The 18,385-nt window shown below is 46.1% G+C and carries 20 protein-coding genes and 2 pseudogenes; 3 read left to right on the top strand and 19 right to left on the bottom strand.

Going from position 1 to position 18,385, the window contains the following annotated elements:
* Nucleotides 1-11: 11 nt before the first annotated feature.
* The 5 genes from ACI1P2_RS10745 to ACI1P2_RS10725 form a co-directional block, all read right to left on the bottom strand.
* A complete protein-coding gene (locus ACI1P2_RS10745; RefSeq protein WP_355319558.1) occupies nt 12-1,013 on the bottom strand; it encodes a 5-oxoprolinase subunit C family protein in 1,002 nt (333 codons plus the stop codon).
* Nucleotides 1,010-1,753, bottom strand: a complete 744-nt coding sequence (pxpB, locus tag ACI1P2_RS10740) for a 5-oxoprolinase subunit PxpB (RefSeq protein WP_355319556.1) — start codon at nt 1,751-1,753, stop codon at nt 1,010-1,012. Before pxpB ends, ACI1P2_RS10745 begins: the two co-directional genes overlap by 4 nt.
* A 69-nt stretch (nt 1,754-1,822) precedes the next feature.
* Nucleotides 1,823-3,046 (bottom strand): NRAMP family divalent metal transporter, encoded by a 1,224-nt coding sequence (locus ACI1P2_RS10735; protein ID WP_355319554.1) that lies wholly within the window; start codon nt 3,044-3,046, stop codon nt 1,823-1,825.
* Between the two features lie 25 nt (nt 3,047-3,071).
* On the bottom strand, nt 3,072-3,839 hold the full coding sequence (locus ACI1P2_RS10730) for a LamB/YcsF family protein (RefSeq protein ID WP_355319552.1): 768 nt from the start codon (nt 3,837-3,839) through the stop codon (nt 3,072-3,074).
* 230 nt (nt 3,840-4,069) lie between these two features.
* Nucleotides 4,070-4,843: an IclR family transcriptional regulator gene (locus tag ACI1P2_RS10725; RefSeq protein WP_355319550.1), complete on the bottom strand. Its 774-nt coding sequence runs from the start codon at nt 4,841-4,843 to the stop codon at nt 4,070-4,072.
* Nucleotides 4,844-5,170: 327 nt separating this feature from the next.
* Between ACI1P2_RS10725 and ACI1P2_RS10720 the strand changes: the two genes are divergently transcribed.
* On the top strand, nt 5,171-5,359 hold the full coding sequence (locus tag ACI1P2_RS10720; RefSeq protein WP_355319548.1) for a hypothetical protein: 189 nt from the start codon (nt 5,171-5,173) through the stop codon (nt 5,357-5,359).
* A 109-nt stretch (nt 5,360-5,468) separates the two neighbouring features.
* Here ACI1P2_RS10720 and pelA read toward each other — a convergent pair whose 3' ends face one another.
* Nucleotides 5,469-6,434 (bottom strand): pectate lyase, encoded by a 966-nt coding sequence (gene pelA / locus ACI1P2_RS10715; RefSeq protein ID WP_355319546.1) that lies wholly within the window; start codon nt 6,432-6,434, stop codon nt 5,469-5,471.
* A gap of 433 nt (nt 6,435-6,867) precedes the next feature.
* Between pelA and ACI1P2_RS10710 the strand changes: the two genes are divergently transcribed.
* The gene (locus tag ACI1P2_RS10710; RefSeq protein WP_355319544.1) at nt 6,868-7,755 is read left to right on the top strand and encodes a PhzF family phenazine biosynthesis protein; all 888 of its coding nucleotides are present in this window, start codon (nt 6,868-6,870) and stop codon (nt 7,753-7,755) included.
* 288 nt (nt 7,756-8,043) lie between these two features.
* Here ACI1P2_RS10710 and ACI1P2_RS10705 read toward each other — a convergent pair whose 3' ends face one another.
* The 3 genes from ACI1P2_RS10705 to ACI1P2_RS10695 all read right to left on the bottom strand — a co-directional run bounded on the left by ACI1P2_RS10705 (nt 8,044) and on the right by ACI1P2_RS10695 (nt 10,270).
* Nucleotides 8,044-8,304: a type II toxin-antitoxin system RelE family toxin gene (locus tag ACI1P2_RS10705; protein ID WP_355319542.1), complete on the bottom strand. Its 261-nt coding sequence runs from the start codon at nt 8,302-8,304 to the stop codon at nt 8,044-8,046.
* Nucleotides 8,270-8,521: a hypothetical protein gene (locus ACI1P2_RS10700; protein ID WP_355319540.1), complete on the bottom strand. Its 252-nt coding sequence runs from the start codon at nt 8,519-8,521 to the stop codon at nt 8,270-8,272. The genes ACI1P2_RS10705 and ACI1P2_RS10700 overlap by 35 nt, the downstream gene beginning before the upstream one ends.
* A gap of 357 nt (nt 8,522-8,878) precedes the next feature.
* Nucleotides 8,879-10,270 carry an MATE family efflux transporter gene (locus ACI1P2_RS10695; protein ID WP_355319538.1) on the bottom strand — a complete coding sequence of 464 codons (1,392 nt, stop codon included), beginning with the start codon at nt 10,268-10,270 and terminating at the stop codon, nt 8,879-8,881.
* A 281-nt stretch (nt 10,271-10,551) separates the two neighbouring features.
* On the opposite strand from ACI1P2_RS10695, the gene ACI1P2_RS10690 reads away from it, so the two are divergent.
* Entirely contained in the window at nt 10,552-10,914 is a 363-nt protein-coding gene (locus ACI1P2_RS10690; RefSeq protein WP_355319536.1) for a hypothetical protein, read from the top strand.
* 40 nt (nt 10,915-10,954) lie between these two features.
* Here the strand turns inward: ACI1P2_RS10690 and ACI1P2_RS10685 are convergent, their stop codons facing one another.
* From ACI1P2_RS10685 to ACI1P2_RS10640, 10 genes and pseudogenes are all read right to left on the bottom strand, one after another.
* The gene (locus tag ACI1P2_RS10685) at nt 10,955-12,076 is read right to left on the bottom strand and encodes an acyltransferase family protein (RefSeq protein ID WP_355319534.1); all 1,122 of its coding nucleotides are present in this window, start codon (nt 12,074-12,076) and stop codon (nt 10,955-10,957) included.
* Nucleotides 12,077-12,582: 506 nt separating this feature from the next.
* On the bottom strand, nt 12,583-12,813 hold the full coding sequence (locus ACI1P2_RS10680) for a hypothetical protein (protein ID WP_355319532.1): 231 nt from the start codon (nt 12,811-12,813) through the stop codon (nt 12,583-12,585).
* Nucleotides 12,814-13,364: 551 nt separating this feature from the next.
* Complete coding sequence (locus ACI1P2_RS10675; RefSeq protein ID WP_355319529.1) at nt 13,365-13,775, bottom strand: hypothetical protein; 411 nt, start codon at nt 13,773-13,775, stop codon at nt 13,365-13,367.
* Nucleotides 13,776-13,784: 9 nt separating this feature from the next.
* A complete protein-coding gene (locus tag ACI1P2_RS10670; RefSeq protein ID WP_355319527.1) occupies nt 13,785-14,510 on the bottom strand; it encodes a hypothetical protein in 726 nt (241 codons plus the stop codon).
* 59 nt (nt 14,511-14,569) lie between these two features.
* Nucleotides 14,570-15,360 (bottom strand): annotated as a pseudogene (locus tag ACI1P2_RS10665) (hypothetical protein); the annotation flags it as partial.
* Between the two features lie 121 nt (nt 15,361-15,481).
* Nucleotides 15,482-15,911: pseudogene (locus ACI1P2_RS10660) on the bottom strand (SMI1/KNR4 family protein).
* Nucleotides 15,912-16,132: 221 nt separating this feature from the next.
* Nucleotides 16,133-16,507, bottom strand: a complete 375-nt coding sequence (gene cdiI / locus ACI1P2_RS10655) for a ribonuclease toxin immunity protein CdiI (protein WP_355319525.1) — start codon at nt 16,505-16,507, stop codon at nt 16,133-16,135.
* Between the two features lie 11 nt (nt 16,508-16,518).
* Complete coding sequence (locus ACI1P2_RS10650; protein WP_355319523.1) at nt 16,519-17,046, bottom strand: CdiA family toxin C-terminal domain-containing protein; 528 nt, start codon at nt 17,044-17,046, stop codon at nt 16,519-16,521.
* Nucleotides 17,047-17,172: 126 nt separating this feature from the next.
* Entirely contained in the window at nt 17,173-17,634 is a 462-nt protein-coding gene (locus tag ACI1P2_RS10645; protein WP_355319521.1) for a hypothetical protein, read from the bottom strand.
* Nucleotides 17,635-17,646: 12 nt separating this feature from the next.
* Nucleotides 17,647-18,385, bottom strand: a 739-nt coding sequence (locus tag ACI1P2_RS10640; RefSeq protein ID WP_355319519.1) for a hypothetical protein, incomplete at its 5' end; no start/stop codon positions are given.

Genomic DNA, 18,385 nt, shown 5'->3' with positions numbered 1-18,385 from the left:
GTCTACTAATTCTACATAACTCTCATACTAACGGACGCCCTCAACCCGCGTATCTCCTCTTCCCGCTCCAGATAGAGCCGTTCCGCCTCTTCTCTCGTAATTTCCCGGAGCTTCAATCTTTGTCCGGGCTTTAACTGGGCGATGAATGGCACATCTGCGGCGGCGATTTGCGCAATGCGCGGATATCCGCCAGCTGTCTGTCTGTCGGCCAGCAGGATGATCGGATTGCCGTCGGGTGGCACCTGCACCGTGCCCAGGGCGACTGCCTCGGAGATCATTTCGAGTGGCTGCTGCAGCTTGAAAGCAGGCCCCGACAGCCTATAGCCCATGCGGTCCGATTGCGGGGTCACCAGCAGCGGCTCCTCCCACAGGCTTTGTCTGCTGCTCTCATCAAAATGATCAAACTCGCTGCCCCGCAGCGCCCGCACGGTTACCCATCTGCCCTGTCCCGGGATGCCTCTCTCCTTTGCTGACCAGGATACGGAACGGAAGGAGCTTCCGGGAGCTGATTCGAGCTTGCGCATAATGCGCAGAGAGGCTTCCTGCGGCGGCTGAACCTCCAGAACATCGCCCGTCTGCAGGGCCTTGCCCCGAAAGCCCCCGATGCCGGCCCGCAGGTAGGTGCTCTTACTGCCCATCACCTTCGGCACGGCGTACCCGCCGGTCACCGCCAAATAAGCGCGGCAGCCTGATTTCGCACCGCCAAACTGGAGGACGCTGCCCGCCTTGAGCAGGACGGGCCGCCACATGGGGACAGGCTGACCATCCACCGCCGGTGACAAATCTCCCCCGGTAATGGCGACCAGCAGATCCTGTTCGACCCTCAGGGAAGGCCCCATCAGGGTCATCTCCAGCGCCGCCTCCCCTTCTTCATTGCCGACCAGCAGATTCGCCACTCTCAGGGCGTACATGTCCATCGCTCCGCTCACAATGACGCCATGCTTCTGGTATCCATATCTGCCAAGATCCTGAATGCTGGTGAGCATGCCAGGACGCATCACCTCAAGGCTCATGCATTCTCCCCCTTATACCGTACAAATTCCTCCGGGGAGATCGCCCGAAATTTAACGACATCGCCGGATTGAAGCAGGCTCGGAGGATTGGCGTTCGGCCGGAACAGCTGCAGAGGCGTTCGGCCGATCAGCTGCCACCCCCCGGGGGTGGAGATCGGGTAGACACCAGTCTGCATGCCTGCAATTCCGACCGAACCGGCTGGAATGGACGCGCGCGGGGTGGAGCGTCTTGAAGTAGCGATGCTTTCCGGTAAGCCGCCCAGATAAGGAAAGCCGGGGGCAAAACCGATCATATATACAAGATACTCGCCGCCGGTATGTATATCGATGACTTCCTCCGGCCGCAATCGGTGATGTTCCGCTACATCCGCCAAGTCCGGTCCAAACTCTCCCCCGTAGCACACCGGAATTTCAACCACATTGGGTTCCCCATGGGCGGACTTCCCCATGCCGGACAGCAGCTGTTCCAGGACCAAGGAGACGATTTCATAGGCTGACCTGTTACCGAATTCAGGCTGGTCCTGGTGTGACATTTTCACTTGAAACGGATCGTAAAAGACCGTAACGGCTGCAAATGCGGGCACACATTCGATCATCCCCGGAAAAGGATGCCGTTCAAGGTGGTCATGCACCATTTTGACCCTGCGGTGAATCTCCGGATGAATGCGGTCCCCAAGTTCCAGACGTATGGCCGCTTCCCCGAGGGGAGACATGCTCAATAGCAGTTCGTTGTTATTCATATTTATGAGTCCTCTCCTCAAATCGCAAGCAGGAACTACAAGACGCCGGATTATTCATCCTTCCATCAATCATTCAAACAGTTTTGGAATTTCGTTAACCAGCGTGTATCCGCTCATATAGGTCATAAGAACAACGACAAGTCCTCCAAAAATAGCAAGCCACAGCGGATGCTTATAATCGCCGATGATTTTCTTTTTGTATGCGGCGATCAGCAGTACCGCCAGAGAAATCGGCAGAATCATGCCGTTAAAGGCTCCGGCCAGCACCAGCACTTTGACCGGTCTGCCGATGAGCACAAAAATCAGCGTGGACACCACTATGAAGCCGATAATGTACCATTTCTGATTTCTCTCGATCTTTGGGCTAAAGGTGCGAATAAAGGATACGGAGGTGTAAGCAGAGCCTATAACCGAAGTTATCGCCGCTCCCCACATGACGATGCCGAAAATCTTGTATCCGAGCTCGCCCACCGCCAGTCTGAACACGGAAGCCGGCGGGTTCGCCGGGTCAATTGCCAGCCCTTGGGCGACAATACCGAACGCGGCCAGAAACAAAATGACACGCATGACGCCTGTAACCAGAATGCCATATATGGAGCTTTTGGTTACCTGTGGCAGGGCCGATTTACCGCGTATGCCCGCATCAAGCAGCCGATGTCCCCCTGCAAAAGTAATATAACCTCCAACTGTGCCGCCAACGAGCGTCACAATGGCCAGCATGTCGATTTGATCCGGAACAAAGGTTTTTACGACCGCTTCCCCCACCGGAGGAGCGGAAGAAATGGCAACATATAACGTCAGAAGAATCATGACGATCCCGGCGATCTGGGTAAAACGGTCCATCGCTTTCCCGGCATCTTTAATCAGGAAGATAGCGATCGCGATCACCGCGCTGAGTATGGCTCCCATTTCCGGAGAGATGCCGAACACCACGTTCATGCCCAATCCGGCCCCGCCGATATTCCCGATATTAAAGGCAATACCCCCGAATACGATCAGAAAGGCCAGAAAATAACCGAGCCCCGGCAAAAGTGCATTGGCAATATCCTGCCCCCGTTTCTCGGACACGGCTATAATCCGCCAGACATTCATCTGAACCCCGATATCCAGCAGAATGGAAATAAGGATCACAAAACCAAAGCTTGCCGCAAGCTTTTCTGTAAATACGGTAGTCTGGGTTAAAAAGCCCGGACCGATCGCCGACGTAGCCATTAAGAAGGCCGCCCCCAGCAGTAAGCTCCAGTTCGTCTTTACTTTCGGGCTCTGCCCCTTGTCATTCGTCTTCAACTCCATATACGACAACCCCTTAACCGTATAATTATGATGTTGTGCCTGCAGCCAGCAATTCAATGCCTGCTTCTTCACAGCTCTTCCGGATTTGCTGGGCAAACTCCAGCGCCTGCGGACCGTCGCCGTGGATACACACCGTGTCCGCTTGAATACGGATTTCCTGCCCCTCTCTTGAACGCACGACGCCCTCCTGAATCATCCGGATCACCTGCGAGATGGCCTGGTGATGATCCTTGATCAAAGCATCCGGCTGGCTGCGCGGCGTTAATGAACCGTCCTCTTCATAGGTGCGGTCCGCGAACACCTCCTGCGCCGTTTGCAGCCCTATGGCTTCTCCCGCCCGAATAAGCTCGCTTCCGGAAAGGCCGAATAAAATAAGGCCGGGATTCACCTTGTACACCGCTCTAGCAATGGCATCGGACAGGTCCTTCCGCTTGGCGGCCATATTATACAGCGCTCCGTGCGGCTTCACATGCTGCAGGCTTCCGCCCTCCGCCTTGACCAAGGCCTCAAGCGCCCCGATCTGGTAAACGACCATGTCATAGGCTTCCTGGGCGGTAATCTCCATATTGCGGCGGCCAAAGCCGATCAAATCCGGCAGACCGGGATGCGCCCCGATCGCGATGCCGGCAGCAAGCGCAAGCTGTGCTGTTTTCCGCATCACTGAAGGGTCCCCCGCATGAAAACCGCACGCAATATTCACGGATGTGACGTACGGCAGAATCTCTTCGTCCATGCCAAGCTTATAGGAGCCAAAGCTTTCGCCGAGATCGCAATTCAAATCAACACGATACATTTTCTAACCTCCCTTTCCACAAATTATGATTTCCATCCTACAAAAATCTTTCGGAGATGCAGATTTGTTCCGAATTTCGAAACAATCATTCCGTTTTTTAGACTGATTATAGCGAATCCGCTCCACTTCGACAATAAGATGTAAGAAATTATTACAAAGTTACGATTTGAAGCAAAACAAAGAGCCCGCCTTCCCGGAATAAAACCAGGAAAACGAGCTCTAAAGGCCTCTCACATCCCCGCATGAGCGGACGATGGATAGCCCATTTTCAGCGAAATGTCATGTGCGGCCCGCGTGACCTTCCGAATCAGCTCCGGCATACGGTCCTCCCCGAACCGGGAATCAGGTCCGGCAACACTGAGGCCGCCAACGATACGGCCCTTATAGCCAAATATGGGCGCCGCCACGGCTGTAGTGAAATTTTCAAGCTCCGAATGGCTGATGCTGTAGCCTTTGCGGCGTGATTCCCGCAGCGTTGACCGCAGCCGGTCCTTATCCGTAATCGTCCCTGTGCCGATGGGCTTCAGCTCAATCTCGCTCAAATATTGTTCAATCTCCCGCTCAGGCTGGTAAGCAAGAAGAATCCGGGAACAGGCTCCCGCATATAACGGCGCTCTGCGGCCAATCCGTGTATATAATCTGACAGGCTGGGTGGATTCCAGCTTCTCCACATATAGCGATTCGTTGCCATCCTTCACGATCAGATTGACGGCCTCCTGCACATCATCACGAAGCGCTTTCATAACCGGGAGCGCAGCCTGACGGATATCCAGCCGATCCGCTACGAGCTGCCCGAACTGCAGGAACAGCAGCCCAAGCGAGTAGCCTCCATCCTCGTCCTTGTGCAGAAAACCCATATCCTCCAGCGAGCCCACCATTCTGTGCACCGAGGTTTTGGGCATGCCCGTCAGATTCACCATTTCATTTAGACTTAATTTGCTGCTGGTGAGAAACAGATTAAGGAGGTCCATGGATTTCACGACGGTCTTATTTTTGCTCTGCATTTTCCATCCCCTCATCTTGATCCGGTTCTTTGAAATACCGTAATTATACCTCGTAAAACCAGTATGTTTCAAACGCTTCTCTCTTTCTTTCTCTTTTCTCGTTGGGCAGATTCTTCCTATCCATGGCTCCTTGTTTTTAAAGAAAATATGGATCTTTCACAAATGACCACGTAATAACGCCATTTTCTTATACTGAAACAACTTCGCATATGCTATAATATCCCCATGATATCGCCAAAAGCGGGTTTAAAAATATTGCTCTAACGAGGTCAGATGTAAGGCGGTCATTTTTAAAATTTGTGAAAATGTTAATAGGAGGGGTGCGACATGACAACTAAGGTATATGTTTCAAAAAATGGTGTTGTATCAGAGGCGATAGGTTCGCAGCCGAAAGATGCTCTTTTGTTTGCACCTTCCAAGAAGAGCACCTCACAGGTGATTCAGGAGCAACGCGCCAGTCGGCTGAGAAACAGTCAGTTTATTAAAGAACGCTTCGCAGAAGCTTTTAAGAGATAAGTCAACAGCTTGATTCAATAATGTATCCGCAAATTCTCCAATAGGCCACCCTACAGAAGCTTATCAGTTCTGAAGAGTGGCCCTTATTTTTAACATGGTGTTATTCCATTTAATTTACCAGTCCCGAAGGCCAGTTGCCGTACCAGGAGTAACCTGTTCTTCTCTCCTGGTCGATATCGCTGAGCTTGTATTTTACCACACCGTCGCGGCCCACAAAGATCGGCTTATTCGTTCCGATTTCGTAGAAACGGGCCCAGATCGGCGGAGCGCTGGGATCCTGCACCACGATCACATCATCACTGCTCTTGACCACTTTGATGCCGGTAATCTTTACCTGCTTAAACCAATTCTCGGCGGCTTGAATGGCAGCGGTAATTTGCGGCGTGGCAGGTCTTGTTTTCAGGAATTTGACAATTCCCACGCTTTCACTGGCACACAGCGATGGCACTTCATAGGCTCTGGCCCCTGCCGGTTGCAATGTGACAGAATCATGCTGCTGCCCCCAGACGGTTAACTGTCCGTTCACCTTCACCTGGGTTGCCAATATAGCGCTCACTCCTTTGGCAACCGCCGCTCTGCTTCGATCGGCCACAGCTGTGTCTACAAAGGAAAAGTCACCCTTTTTGCTGCTCACCTCATCCAGAAGAATCATGACGTTAATCATGGCGTTGTCATTGTAGGTAATGTGCTTGTGATAGCCTGTCCCCTGGTACACCTGCGGCCATCCCCCGTTGCTGTACTGCATGTTCAGGAGGAAATTGATGCCTTTGATTGCTGCTTGCGAATATTTGCTGTCTTTTGACTTGGTATACTCGCTGGCCAATCTTCTGATTTCCGTATATGTAGCTTTGTTATCGATCGTTGATTTGGCCCATTCCCCGCTGGTGACAGAGTAATCCTTTTTCCAGCCCCCATTCGGCTGCTGATTTTTCAGAATATCCGCGATGCTGGCCGTCGTGCCCGAGGCATCAGCGGCGAGTACCGGTGAAGAAGGCTGAAATGCGAATGCGGTGACAGTCAGGACAAAGGATAGAACCAATACCAGAGTGCGTTTGTTCCGCTTTACTTTTAACATCATACTCAGCTCCTTTTTGTATTTGTAAGCGATTTCAATATTGCTTGTACATTATCTTAGTTCAGCCCTTTCTATTTGTCAATGTTTCCCATACGTGGTTTGAATTCCATTCGGTTATTGACGCTTTAGACGTTCTATTTCGCGTTCGTTAGTTACTTGTTTTTTCCTATTAATTTCTGTATCTGTCTTGTTCATTCTGATATCCTTCTTAATATCATGTACTTCTGCTTTCAAGTTGTGAACCATTTCATTCGTACTTTTAACGATTTCGATCCATTCATAACCGCTGACAGTATTTTATCATTTGACTTGCCATTTGCTCAAAGCATTGGGACTTGGCAGCGATTTGTCAAATTGTTGGTTATAATTGGGGTATCCATATTTTCAGTTATAGGTAATCTGTTGTTACAATCCAATCATCCGAGGTGTACAAATGAAAACAATACAGGTCTGCCACTATGACGCATTCAGCAATGTTCCCGATAAAGGAAACCCGGCTGGAGTTGTGCTGAATGGGGAAAATCTTAACGAAGTGCAAATGAGAGAGGTAGCGCAAAAGGTAGGGTTTAACGAGACCGCCTTCCCGCTTGCATCGGACAAGGCCGATTTAAGAATCCGCTATTTTACGCCAGGCCACGAAATCAATCTGTGCGGCCATGCGACGATGGCATCGATTTACGCGCTGAAAACAAAAGGCCTTCTGGGAGACAAGACTGATCTGACCATTGAAACAAAGGCCGGGATACTGCCGGTGAAAATTGCTGCAATGGAAAAGGATCAACTGTATATCACGATGCGCCAGGCTGCTCCCGAGTTTCGGGAATTCAAGGGCTCCCTACCTGCGCTGGCCCATTCGATGGGCATTGAAAAAGAAGACATTGAGACAGATCTCCCGACCCTCTACGGCAGTACCGGGACGTGGACTTTGCTGGTTCCCATTAAAAGCCTGGCTGCCTGCAAACGGATGAAGCCCGACAACAAGCTTTTTCCGGATATTTTGCAGGAAATGCCCGGCGCCTCTGTCCATCCTTTCTGTCTGGAAACCTATGATGCGGGCGCACATATGCATGCACGCCATTTCTCCTCGCCCTTCTCCGGCACGGTTGAAGACCCGGTTACGGGCACGGCCTCCGGTGTCATGGGAGCTTATTATGCAAGATATATAGCGAAAAGGCCAGAAGCCCCGCTCCATCTCCTCATTGAGCAGGGTCAGGAAATTCAGCGGGATGGCAGAGTCCGGGTGGCCGCCCACGGTGAAACGATCGAGATTACGGGAAATGCCGTGCATGTTAAGGATTTCGAGGTGACCATTCGCCCGTAAACTCCTGTTCATCATAGGCAAAAAAAAGCTGTCCAGAATCTCCTCGCGGTCATCAAGGAAAAGCTGGTCCGCCAACCTCCGCATCCCGCGGCTTGTAAAGGCAAAGCCCGGGGCCAGATAGGGATGCGCATCCAGCAGCTTACATTGGAAAGGTGGCTGGGCTATTGCCAGCTAACTTACTTTCTGCCCTATTTCATCTATCAGTGGTGATTCGAAGCGGCTGTACGTCCGAAAACTCAAAAAAGCCGGTTTCTCCTACTTTAAGGATTGGCCGGCTCATTATTGGGGTCAATAGATATCCCCACGATTAGCGATAGTCACTATGTAAACCATTTGTTCCGTATGATTGACTTCAAAAATTACCCTGTATGTACCCACTCGTAGGCGCATAAGTTTTTCTCTTCCCTTGAGTGGTTTAATATCTCCTATTGGCGGGCGAATAGCTAGTCCAGCTATCGCATTTCTAATGCGCTCTTGTACTTCTCGTTCCTGTTTAGCAACAAACTTTACAGCATCACGGCTTAGTGTCAGTTGGTAAGTTAAGCTCACTCATTGCTTCCTCCCATGACATAAATTCAGTAGCACTCTTCAATTGTCGTTCTTCCTCTTCGCTCAGAGGAACATCATCTGGCTCCATCCGTGAAATTTCATCCCAATCTGGTCGGTGTCTTATAGTTAGATACTTTAGATAGTCATATGCTGACTGGCTAGCATCGTCTGGAAGAAGTTCAATTAATTTGATTAACTCCTGTTTGCTGATGGCCATGGTAACCCTCCTCTAAACAATGATCACTATCCGATAAGTTTCAATTCATTATAGCATATCACTCACGATGATTTCGAAGTGGCCATTCGCCCGTAAACTCCTCAATATAGGCAAAAAAAGCTGGCCAGAATCTCCTACGGTCATCAAGGAAAAGCTGGCCCGCCACCGCTGACAACAGCTTCGGAACCGCATATTTTATGCCGGACGGCGCTGAGGCCGAAAGGCCACAGCTGATCAGCACAGAGTAGTTGCAGGAAAAGAGTCCGTGCAGCAGCGAAAAAAGGCCAATCAGAAAAACTCTGATTGACCTTTATCCTATGCGGCAATTTGCAGAAAACGCTAGTGGGCTTTGTCCGCTCAGTCGATCAAGCGATGCGCGTACCACTTTTTACCCCGGAAGCGCCACAGGAAGACCGCTCCCCGCACGCCCCATTCCAGGTTCATCGCCAGCCACACGCCGAGAATGCCAAAGCCCAGCACAATGCCCATAATGTAGCCGAGCACGACCCGGAACAGCCACATCGACAGCATGGAGGTGATAGACGTAAATTTCGAGTCTCCCGCCGCCCGCAGCGCCGAAGGGAGAATGAAGCTGATCGCCCAAAGCGGAACCTGGGCAATGGCATTGATCAGCACGACCCAGAATATATCGTCCACAATCTCCGCCGGAGGCTGAAACAGACCAACGAGCGGATAGAACAAGGACATGAGCAGCACGCCCATGAAGATGAAAGAGAAAGTTCCCAGCCACAGGAAGGCTTTCGTGAATTTCTTCGCATCATCAATGTTTCCCCGTCCCATACACTGGCCGACAACGGTCACTATGGTGAGGGACAAGGCATTCGCAGGAATCTGGAACACTCCCGCCAGCGAACCGGCAATGGCGTTGGTTGCGATGGCATACGTGCCCAGGCTGACAATAAAAATCTGAGTCAGAATCTTGCCGCCGTTAAAGAACATTTGCTCCGCGGCAAAGGGAATGCCAATAAACATAATTTTCTTCAGCATAGCATAGTTCACACGCAGCAGATCCCTGATCCGGACGTGCAGCTCGGCGTCCATTCTGACCAGATAGAAAATGGCACAAACGGCCGCAGCGTATCTGGCGATATTGATGGCCAGCGTCATCCCCTGCACGCCCATATCCATGATATTGATGAACACGACATTCAGGAGCACGTAGGACAGGTTCATGATCAGGGAAAGCGCCAGCGCCGCCCTTGTTCTCCCGATTCCCCGCAGCACACCGCAGACCGCCTGCTCTATCGCAACCCCCACATAGGATATACCGCTTCCGATCAGATACACTCTGGCTTGATCCAGCACATCCGGCGAGGCTGTGCCGAACAGAAGGTTCAAAATCGGGCTATGGAGCAGGATCACCAGCAGGCTGATCGCAACCGACAGCAGGGTTACTGATGCCACCGAGCCGGAGGCTGCCTTCGATACCATCAGGTCATTGCCGCTGCCCTTATACTGGGCCACCACCACCGTTCCCCCGGTAGCGACAGCGACAAATACACTCACGAGAAAAATATTCAGCGAGTCGATCATATTGACCGCACTGACCGCCGCCATGCCCGCCGAGCTGATCATCGCGGTGTTGACAAGGTTCAGGCCGATCAGGAACATCTGATCAATCAGCAGCGGGATAAATAAGGCCCGGATCTGCTGGTAGTCAATGGACTCCCCGGTCAAATATTTTTCCAGGAAAAACGGTTTTCTGTTTTTTAGCTTGGGCTTACCCATATCATCACATTCTTTTCATCATTTGGGAAATACGCTATTTTTATATATGCCGCGCATTGCAGTTTTGGACCCCGTAACTTTACATTCTTATAGGAGTATACACCCAAATGGAATCCTGTCAATGATTAGGAGGCAATTCATTAATTTCAGCATACATATTTCGCATTGATACGTAGATAGGTACCACATATAAAACGATTACACGCTACACTTGGCATATCAAACGGACTCAGGTTATACATCCACATTGAAATTTCACATTTATTATGGAGTGAGCGCTTATGCTGGAACCAGTTTGTATTGTCTTAGGTCCTTACGATGAAGATGACCTTGGCTATGATCTGACCCGGGGATTTTTAATTGATGATCACCATGCCATTTATGTTTCGGACGGTTACTTGTGGCTTCGCAAGGTTAACCCTGCAGTTCAACATCACCGCTTGTATCTGGACGATCCCAGTGCTGCCGGATTAATTCTGGATAGTAATGTTACGGCGTCGGACAAAGACGTTGTCAGTCAAGTTTGCAACAAACTCACATCGATGAATGCCTTGGAATTTCTTATTACAGAGTTACATAGTTTAGCCGCCGGCGATGTTATTTTTAACGTCCGAGACAAAAAAGCTTATCTCCCCTCATGTTGAAGTGGAGATAAGCTTTTGAAAGTTCATTTAAGCCGTGTCTTTACTTCGGCTGACTAATTTCTTTTCCGTTATTTGCAACTAATATGGATGGGCCACTTCTACGCGTGCCATTTGCTCTATTTTGAACATTACCGACAATAAATTTCCCGAACGGCAGCTTATTGATCAGGAATGAAACGATGATGGCCCCCGCCACTCCTACAATAAAGATGTAAATCTGATAGCCGAGCATACTCATATACGGCAACGGCTTTAACGTGTAAAAGAAAAGCAAATGGAGCAAAAAAATACTGAATGAATAATTACTGATCAGATATATAATTCTGGGGACCGTTTTTATTCTCGATGACAAATAAATAATCAAGAAAATCATTGAAGTTGTGTACAATAACATGTCGAACCGCTTGGATGTGCCCTCCAAAAGCAAGGACTGCTGCAATACTGCCGACAGGCTATAAAACAGAATTGGCGCCAGCAAAACTAAAATCCGGTATTTCTCAAGTTTCATTTTTAAAGCGTCATAGTTCTTGCCACAGTAATAACCCAGAGCAAAGTAAAAAATCCAGCCAGGAAACGGAATCCAGTAACCCTTCCCCCAAATATAACCATGCATTGGAAGCGCAGAGCTTGGCTCCACTAAATTGAAAAACATCAAGTACCCTGCATTGATTACAAACGATACTGTCAATACCACGGCCGGGGACATTTTGAGCAAAAACCTGGATAACAATAAGTGCAAGATATGGAATTGGATGATGATAAGTATAAAATAAGCAACGTAGTCGCCAAAGATCAGATTTTTGGCAACCGCAAAAATGTAAGCCCCCATTGCACCAGTGTACGAATGAATACCTTCCAAATATGTATGATCTGCCAGCGGATAAACAAACCCCAAAATAATGTAGGGCGGAAGCAGAATTTTAACCCTCTTCTTCAAAAATCCATCCGGGACAGAGGAACTATAGGACTTGGCATTTAAGAACTCGGAAATAAATACAAAAGTCGGAGTCGAAAATAAAAAGGCCATTCGAATTAAATCTGTAAGACCGCTTCTCTCTCCCGGGAAAAACTCATATCCAAAGTTATAAGTGTGGATCACCACGACCGACAGACAGGCTATTGCCCGCAACCAGAAAATTTCGCCAACTAACTGTTTCTGCACCCTATCCTGCCTCCCTGCTAAAAAATACCCTTGTATCATTTAGCATTTTTATTTAAATTGTTTTGCGCTTGCAAAACCAATTTAGTGAATTCACGTTCACGACAGATCGGCGGTTTGACGGTATCAGGCTTTGTCCTGTAAAACGAATAAATCCCAAAAGAACGAGCATCTTGGTACAACGGGTCTAGGAAAAAGGTCATGTGAACCAAATAATCCATCATATGGTAAGTTAACTATTGAAAAGTATAACCCCCATAGCAACCAAAATCAACCCGTTGAAAGCAATTTCTGATTTCGTTTCAGAAAAAGTCCCCCTGAATTTCTGCTCGTTATCAAAGGAATGCATTTGTCTGTGTGCAGGCAAAAAAGGCTCATTCCTCCTCATCAATTGAGTTGGAATAATGAGTTTACACATAAATCTTGACAGGCCCCGTTGCAATGATATTGCGTTATTTAGGGTATAAGATTCAAGCATTGATGCACGTACAAGCGAAATGACGAAATCTTTATACAGGTATTACATCGATCATAAGTGTTTTTGGTTGAATGATAGGTTCATTCATCCCCCCTCCAATAAAGAAACCTTGAAAGGCATAGAGCCAATCAAGGTTTCGCAATACAGTACTTAACCTTATTGATGTTCCTTTTTTTGCTAAATCAATCGCCACGGCTAGTTTAATTTGAAATATCTTACTCAACCGTTTTTGGAAATCCTTCAGATTATAAGCTTCAATCAAAGGAGCTTCCGAATGATTGACTCTGCTAATTTCAACTTTAGCAATTTTATCAAGGTCAACTAAAATGGTGAATATTTCCTCACCCTATTCAGGTGTCCAATTCAAAATATATGCACTTTTTAATTCTCCAAAAGTAGCCCTTAACACATTCAATATTGTTTCTGCTTTTCTGTCTTGAACCGAAACCAAATTTGAGGCTTCTAATTCCTTTCTGAAATCCTGTTCTTGTTTACTTCCTATAAGTTTCTCTTTATCACCCCCCGGTGTAGCAGTAACTAGATTTCCAGTAATACCGCTGCAAGGAAACACAACAACAGCAAAAAAACAGGTCAATTACGGTTGTATTTGACCATAATCGACCTATTCAATGTAACGGAATAGCGTTATTTAGGTTATAAAATTAAAGCATTTGATGTGCGTACAATCGCAATGAAGAAATCCTTATACGGGTACTACATGGGTTATATGTGTTATTGGTTGAATGAAGGGTTCATTCGGCACTGGGTAACTCGGTAGCCCCCACGGAAGAAATACCTTTAAAGGCAAGTAAATTAGAACTCCTCTAGTGAAATTGCCTCAATGGAACTGCAGTAGAACTCAATAAAGTTATACCCATCATTTTCACCATAACCACTATCATCATGCACATGGTATCGTTGATTTGTATCCCATCCTAATTCTTCTTTATCGTGTACTATTAAACTCCTTGTCAAATAAAGATTCGTTATTTTCCTTACACTAAAGTCGGAAACATTAGCATACCTTATTTTTATTTTAAATCGTCGCCCTGTCTCAATAACCGAGACGAAAAAAGACAAAGTGAGTACAGTCGTATAATTATCTTCAAAATCAATGTCTACATCATAATCAATTCCAATTATTTCCTTGTATGTCCAAGAGCCAAGAGCATTTAACTTATCAGTAATAGTATCGTAATTTTTTATAGCAGTCAAAAAACACATCTCCCCTCATTAATCAATAAATTTTATGGTATTTGTCGCTTCATCAATTACACCTTGTCTGAGTCTGCCTGTAGAAAAGTCCATAAAATACTTTATCTCTGATTTCACACTTTTCCCTGCATCTTGATAAACGTATTCATGCATATGTGGGTTTGTATGATGAGCAGAATTCCCGTGGTCAGAATAATCGATTCTATACTTTTGCTTGCCTGCTTGGTCATAAATCACCCGAGATTTCTCAATCTGTCCACTTGAACCAAGACGACTAAAATCGACTCTAGCCCCTGGAGTTCCTTGCATGGGGGCGTAATTGTTTTTATAGTACTCATCAGGCAGGAACGGTTCTTTAGCAATATCGTCAATTTGACCCGTCCCCTTAGTATTTTGATTATTTTGGGTGCCATGGTGATTTACTCCTGAACCGCCCGCTGAAAATCCATTGGCTCCGGGTGGAACACTATTGCCGGTTGGCTTCCCACCACGGCCACGACCTCCACCAAATCCAATCCCCATCTCATTCTGTAGTGCACCAGCATAAATGCCGAGCGCTTGTATGACTGATACTTCTTCTCCTGTGTTATAATTCTTACCCTTTAGAGCTGCTTCCATTTCTTTCTGGTAAAGACTATCCGCATCAATTGAATTGTTTCCTTTGGTAGCTTCATTATAGGCTAAGGTAAGTTGGAGCCCCTTCTGATCTGCTAGTCCAGTCTCATCATTAATAAAAGTCCACATATCGTCTTGCCATACCCGAGTGTATCCGCTAGTATCGCTTAGATTAAAGGAATCCTCGGTTGAGCCACGTAGTTCTCATATTCCGTTTTCCAGCGTTTCCTCACATCTCCCGGAACTTGCTGATACGCATTAGTTATAGCTGTTGATTCTGTCAGCAGGTTCTGAACCAGCTCCAGCGTGCCGTCAGACTGAGCTATATGACGCGCACTCGTATACACTTTCCCCAAAATCCACTTGTTATAGTACGCTTGCTTGGCCTGCACGTGCTCATACTGGCTGATCAGCCCCTGCATCGCCAAACTGGCCAAATGTTTCAGCGGGTGCAAACCGCCTTTAGCAGCTCCACCTCCAGAACGACTCGTTCCTGTGCTGCGGACAGGAATAGCTGCGGTTGCCATCAGAACCACACCTACTGTCACTCCTCCAGGTCCTGCTGCCATCGCAGCTCCCGCCACCGCTCCCATCGCTGGGATGGAGCCGAGCAGCTTGGACACCGTACCCAGCAAGGAGTTAGCTTGCTGCTTCTCAGCGGGTGTCGTCACTTTGGCAGTGACGGGCGGGCTGCTGTCGAAGCAGCGCTTTCTGCTTTCGCAGCTTGTGCCGCTTCATACGCTTTGATGCTCATGAGCGGCGGCTCTGGTACAGGCGGAAGATCTGCCACAAAGACAGGAGCCTTCACTGTCCCCTCTTGGTAAATCATCGGCGCCCTGGCATCCGTCTCGCCGTCGAGCACCATGCTGCTGGCCCCGCCTTTTAAATACAGCCCCGTCCCGGCTTGAAGCGACAAGGTCTGGCCTGTATCCAGTTTGATGCTGCCGCCTTTTACCTCAACATCCCTCAGGCTGCTTACTGCAAAGAACACAACAACTGAAAAAAGCAGGTCAACCACGGTTGTATTTGACCATGTTTAACCTGCTCAATATTTAAGTTTTACTCTTCTTTTACAAATTTCTTATTCCCAGACATAGAAATCATACATATCCGCTCATTACTACATCAATACCAATATTGTGTACAAGCAAATCTGTGAGTGATGGAGCGATTTTAACTGCATCTTCCCTATCTAAATCTCCAAAACCAACCATATACAAACCAAAGCCTTCCTTACCATCTAAATATAATAGCACATTACCACCCTCATCATCCCCAACTGCAAGTGAATTTGGAATATATTTTTGAACAAAATAAGATTCATTCATTTCTACACAGTCGGATGGCCCCCAGATACGTATATACATTTCATTTTTCACATTAATCTCTGCTTCTGTTGCTATCCGTACAATCTCTAAGTAATCTAAGGGTACCTCTATAGGTGAGAAGGTGATTAATTTCTTCCTCAGTCGCTGGGGACTCTTTGGCATCTACTGAAAACAATGTACTCATCTGCTCAAAAATATTCATCTCAATCAATCCTTTTATATGAAACTTTTAACTTGTCCAGCATTTTATACTGTTTCTCCATTACTTTTTCAATTTTTTCCCTTTATAAACCAGGGGCAATCGATTACTCTCCCTTACATATGTTCCCCTTAGAATCTAATCACATAAAAAAGCTCACTCCCTCTTATTGATTGTTCAAGTTGGAATGAGCTTGAAAGTTATTTTACTTCTCCACTTTAGTTTTATTTTATTTTATTCTCGATTTTTGAAATATAATCCTCAACTATAGGATGTTGATCAGGGTAACGAGTAAGATAGTCAACAGATGCTTCTTTTAAATACTTAATAAAAGCATTATTATCTAAAATTACAGACTCTTCCTCTGGCACAATAGGATACTCAAAATAATATATAACCCCTGTATCACCAAAATAATCTTCTTCCCATGGCTTGAACTCATGAGCAAACACACACCATACTGCTTCTACTCCATATCCTTCTCCTTTAGAGTAACTCTCTAAAATAGTTAAAAACCTAGCATCACCTAGTACTTTATAATAATAATCTAATATCAATTTTTTATTTTTTTCAAAACTATATTCTATCTCATGCTCCACTACTATCACCTCTACTCATTTCTTGGGACTATAGGAAAGACATTGGTTATTTCTCCTGTCGCTTCATCTATATAACCCTCAAACTTATAACCCTCAAACTCTAATCCATTCGATGAACTTCCCCTAACGACACGTCCGTCTACTTTACCATTTTCCATAGCCTCTTTCCCCCACTTAATTATATTTGCATCCGATATCTTTTTGGGATCATAGACAGTTTTTGGTTTTGGAATACTTTTCAATTCCCCTACAATAATATTCCCTTCCCGATCTAATGCCGGAATTCCATACTTTATCTCAGTTATTCCATCAATATCAGGATGTTTCCTTTCATAAATTATACAATCTTCGAGATTCCACCCTTCATCGTTAAATGCTTTTTCGAAGTTCTCCCTATTATGTCCCCCAACAACTCCTTTATTTTTCTTTCTCACAATACCCTGTACATTAATTATATGATCCTCGAAATCAACAGAATAAGTGAAAACATTCTTCCCTTCCACCTTAGCATTCCGACCAATTTCGGCATTTTTATACATCTGGGAGTCATCCATATCAGAGAATGAAAAAAGACCACAACACGGGCGGTTAGCTCGTATTGTAGCTTTGTTTTGTATTGTACAGTTTTGTTATTGGGTTGTAAAACTGAATCATTGGTTTCCATATTATTCAGGAAGTTTAGGTTTTGCGTCCTTCAGGTTAAACCATGCCTCAATATGATTGCACAGAGGTTCTATATCTTCAATTGCTGTTTCACATATATAGCCATACCTTTCTTGTAAAATCCTCCTCACATCATAATGCTCATAATATTCATTTGTAGATTTTGCCTCACAAACTTCGCTGGGTTCAATAATATAATTTTGATGCTTTGTATCTCTACTCATATACATACTCCATTTTAGTTTCCCTTCATACTCCTCTATACACTCTTGCAATCTATTGTATATATTACCGCCATTAGAGAATCTAAAGTAAAATCCTGGAGTTGTTTTATATATATCATCTTCAGAATACATATTAAATCTAACCCAATCAAATATACCAAGCTTCGAAATAGTATGTGCCATTCTCTGATCCCGATTTATTTCCGATGAATCTTTAAAATAAAAACTTTTTCTGTTCATCTCATATCTCCTTTACTCTAGCACTTGATTTGTAATATCTATCTTTCCACCATTGTCTTTGCTTAATCTATCTAAATATGTTTCTTTCAGTACTGGCTCATTGCTATATCGAGGGTCATAGATATATTTACCGTCTGAGTACACTGTGTGGTACTCAAATTCAACCTTCGATCCATATTCATACACTTCAATTTGTCCATACTTATCTGAAGAGCGTATTGTTAGTATCTCTCCTTTGCCCCCTGATGCATTGGCCAAATCATCTGCTATTTCAGAACAATCATAATTTAGATTCGATCTATACTTTGCATTATTTTCTGACATCATCTTGATTACTGACTCATTACCAACAGATTTCCCCGTCCCCTTAGATGGCAATTGGCCAGCTGATTTAGGATTACTTCCTCCTTGCCCGTCAGTAGAAAAATAGCGATACGAAAATCCACTACTCATGCCTCTAGAACCACTGCTTATTCCTCTTGAACCCGAAAGATCAGATGCAAGTAACATTAATGAGCTAGCTTTATGCAGTTTACTGGCAGCCTCTAAACTCATCTGATCCATTTCTGCCACCGTTAATTTCGATAGATCCTGACCTTGCTCGCGTAGTTCATCTAGTTTTTTAAGGAGAAAGTAATTACCATCTAAATATGCCCCAGTTCTTTCAGATGCCTGAGTACCACGTTCCCATACAAGATAATAGTTCTGGCTGATATAAAAACCTTCTGCATTTCTATCTATGTGCTTCAAT

This window comes from Paenibacillus jiangxiensis (assembly GCF_046098255.1).
Lineage (GTDB): Bacteria > Bacillota > Bacilli > Paenibacillales > Paenibacillaceae > Paenibacillus > Paenibacillus jiagnxiensis.
The sequence above is the reverse complement of the archived record's forward strand: the minus strand, read 5'-3'. Positions and strand labels throughout refer to the sequence as shown.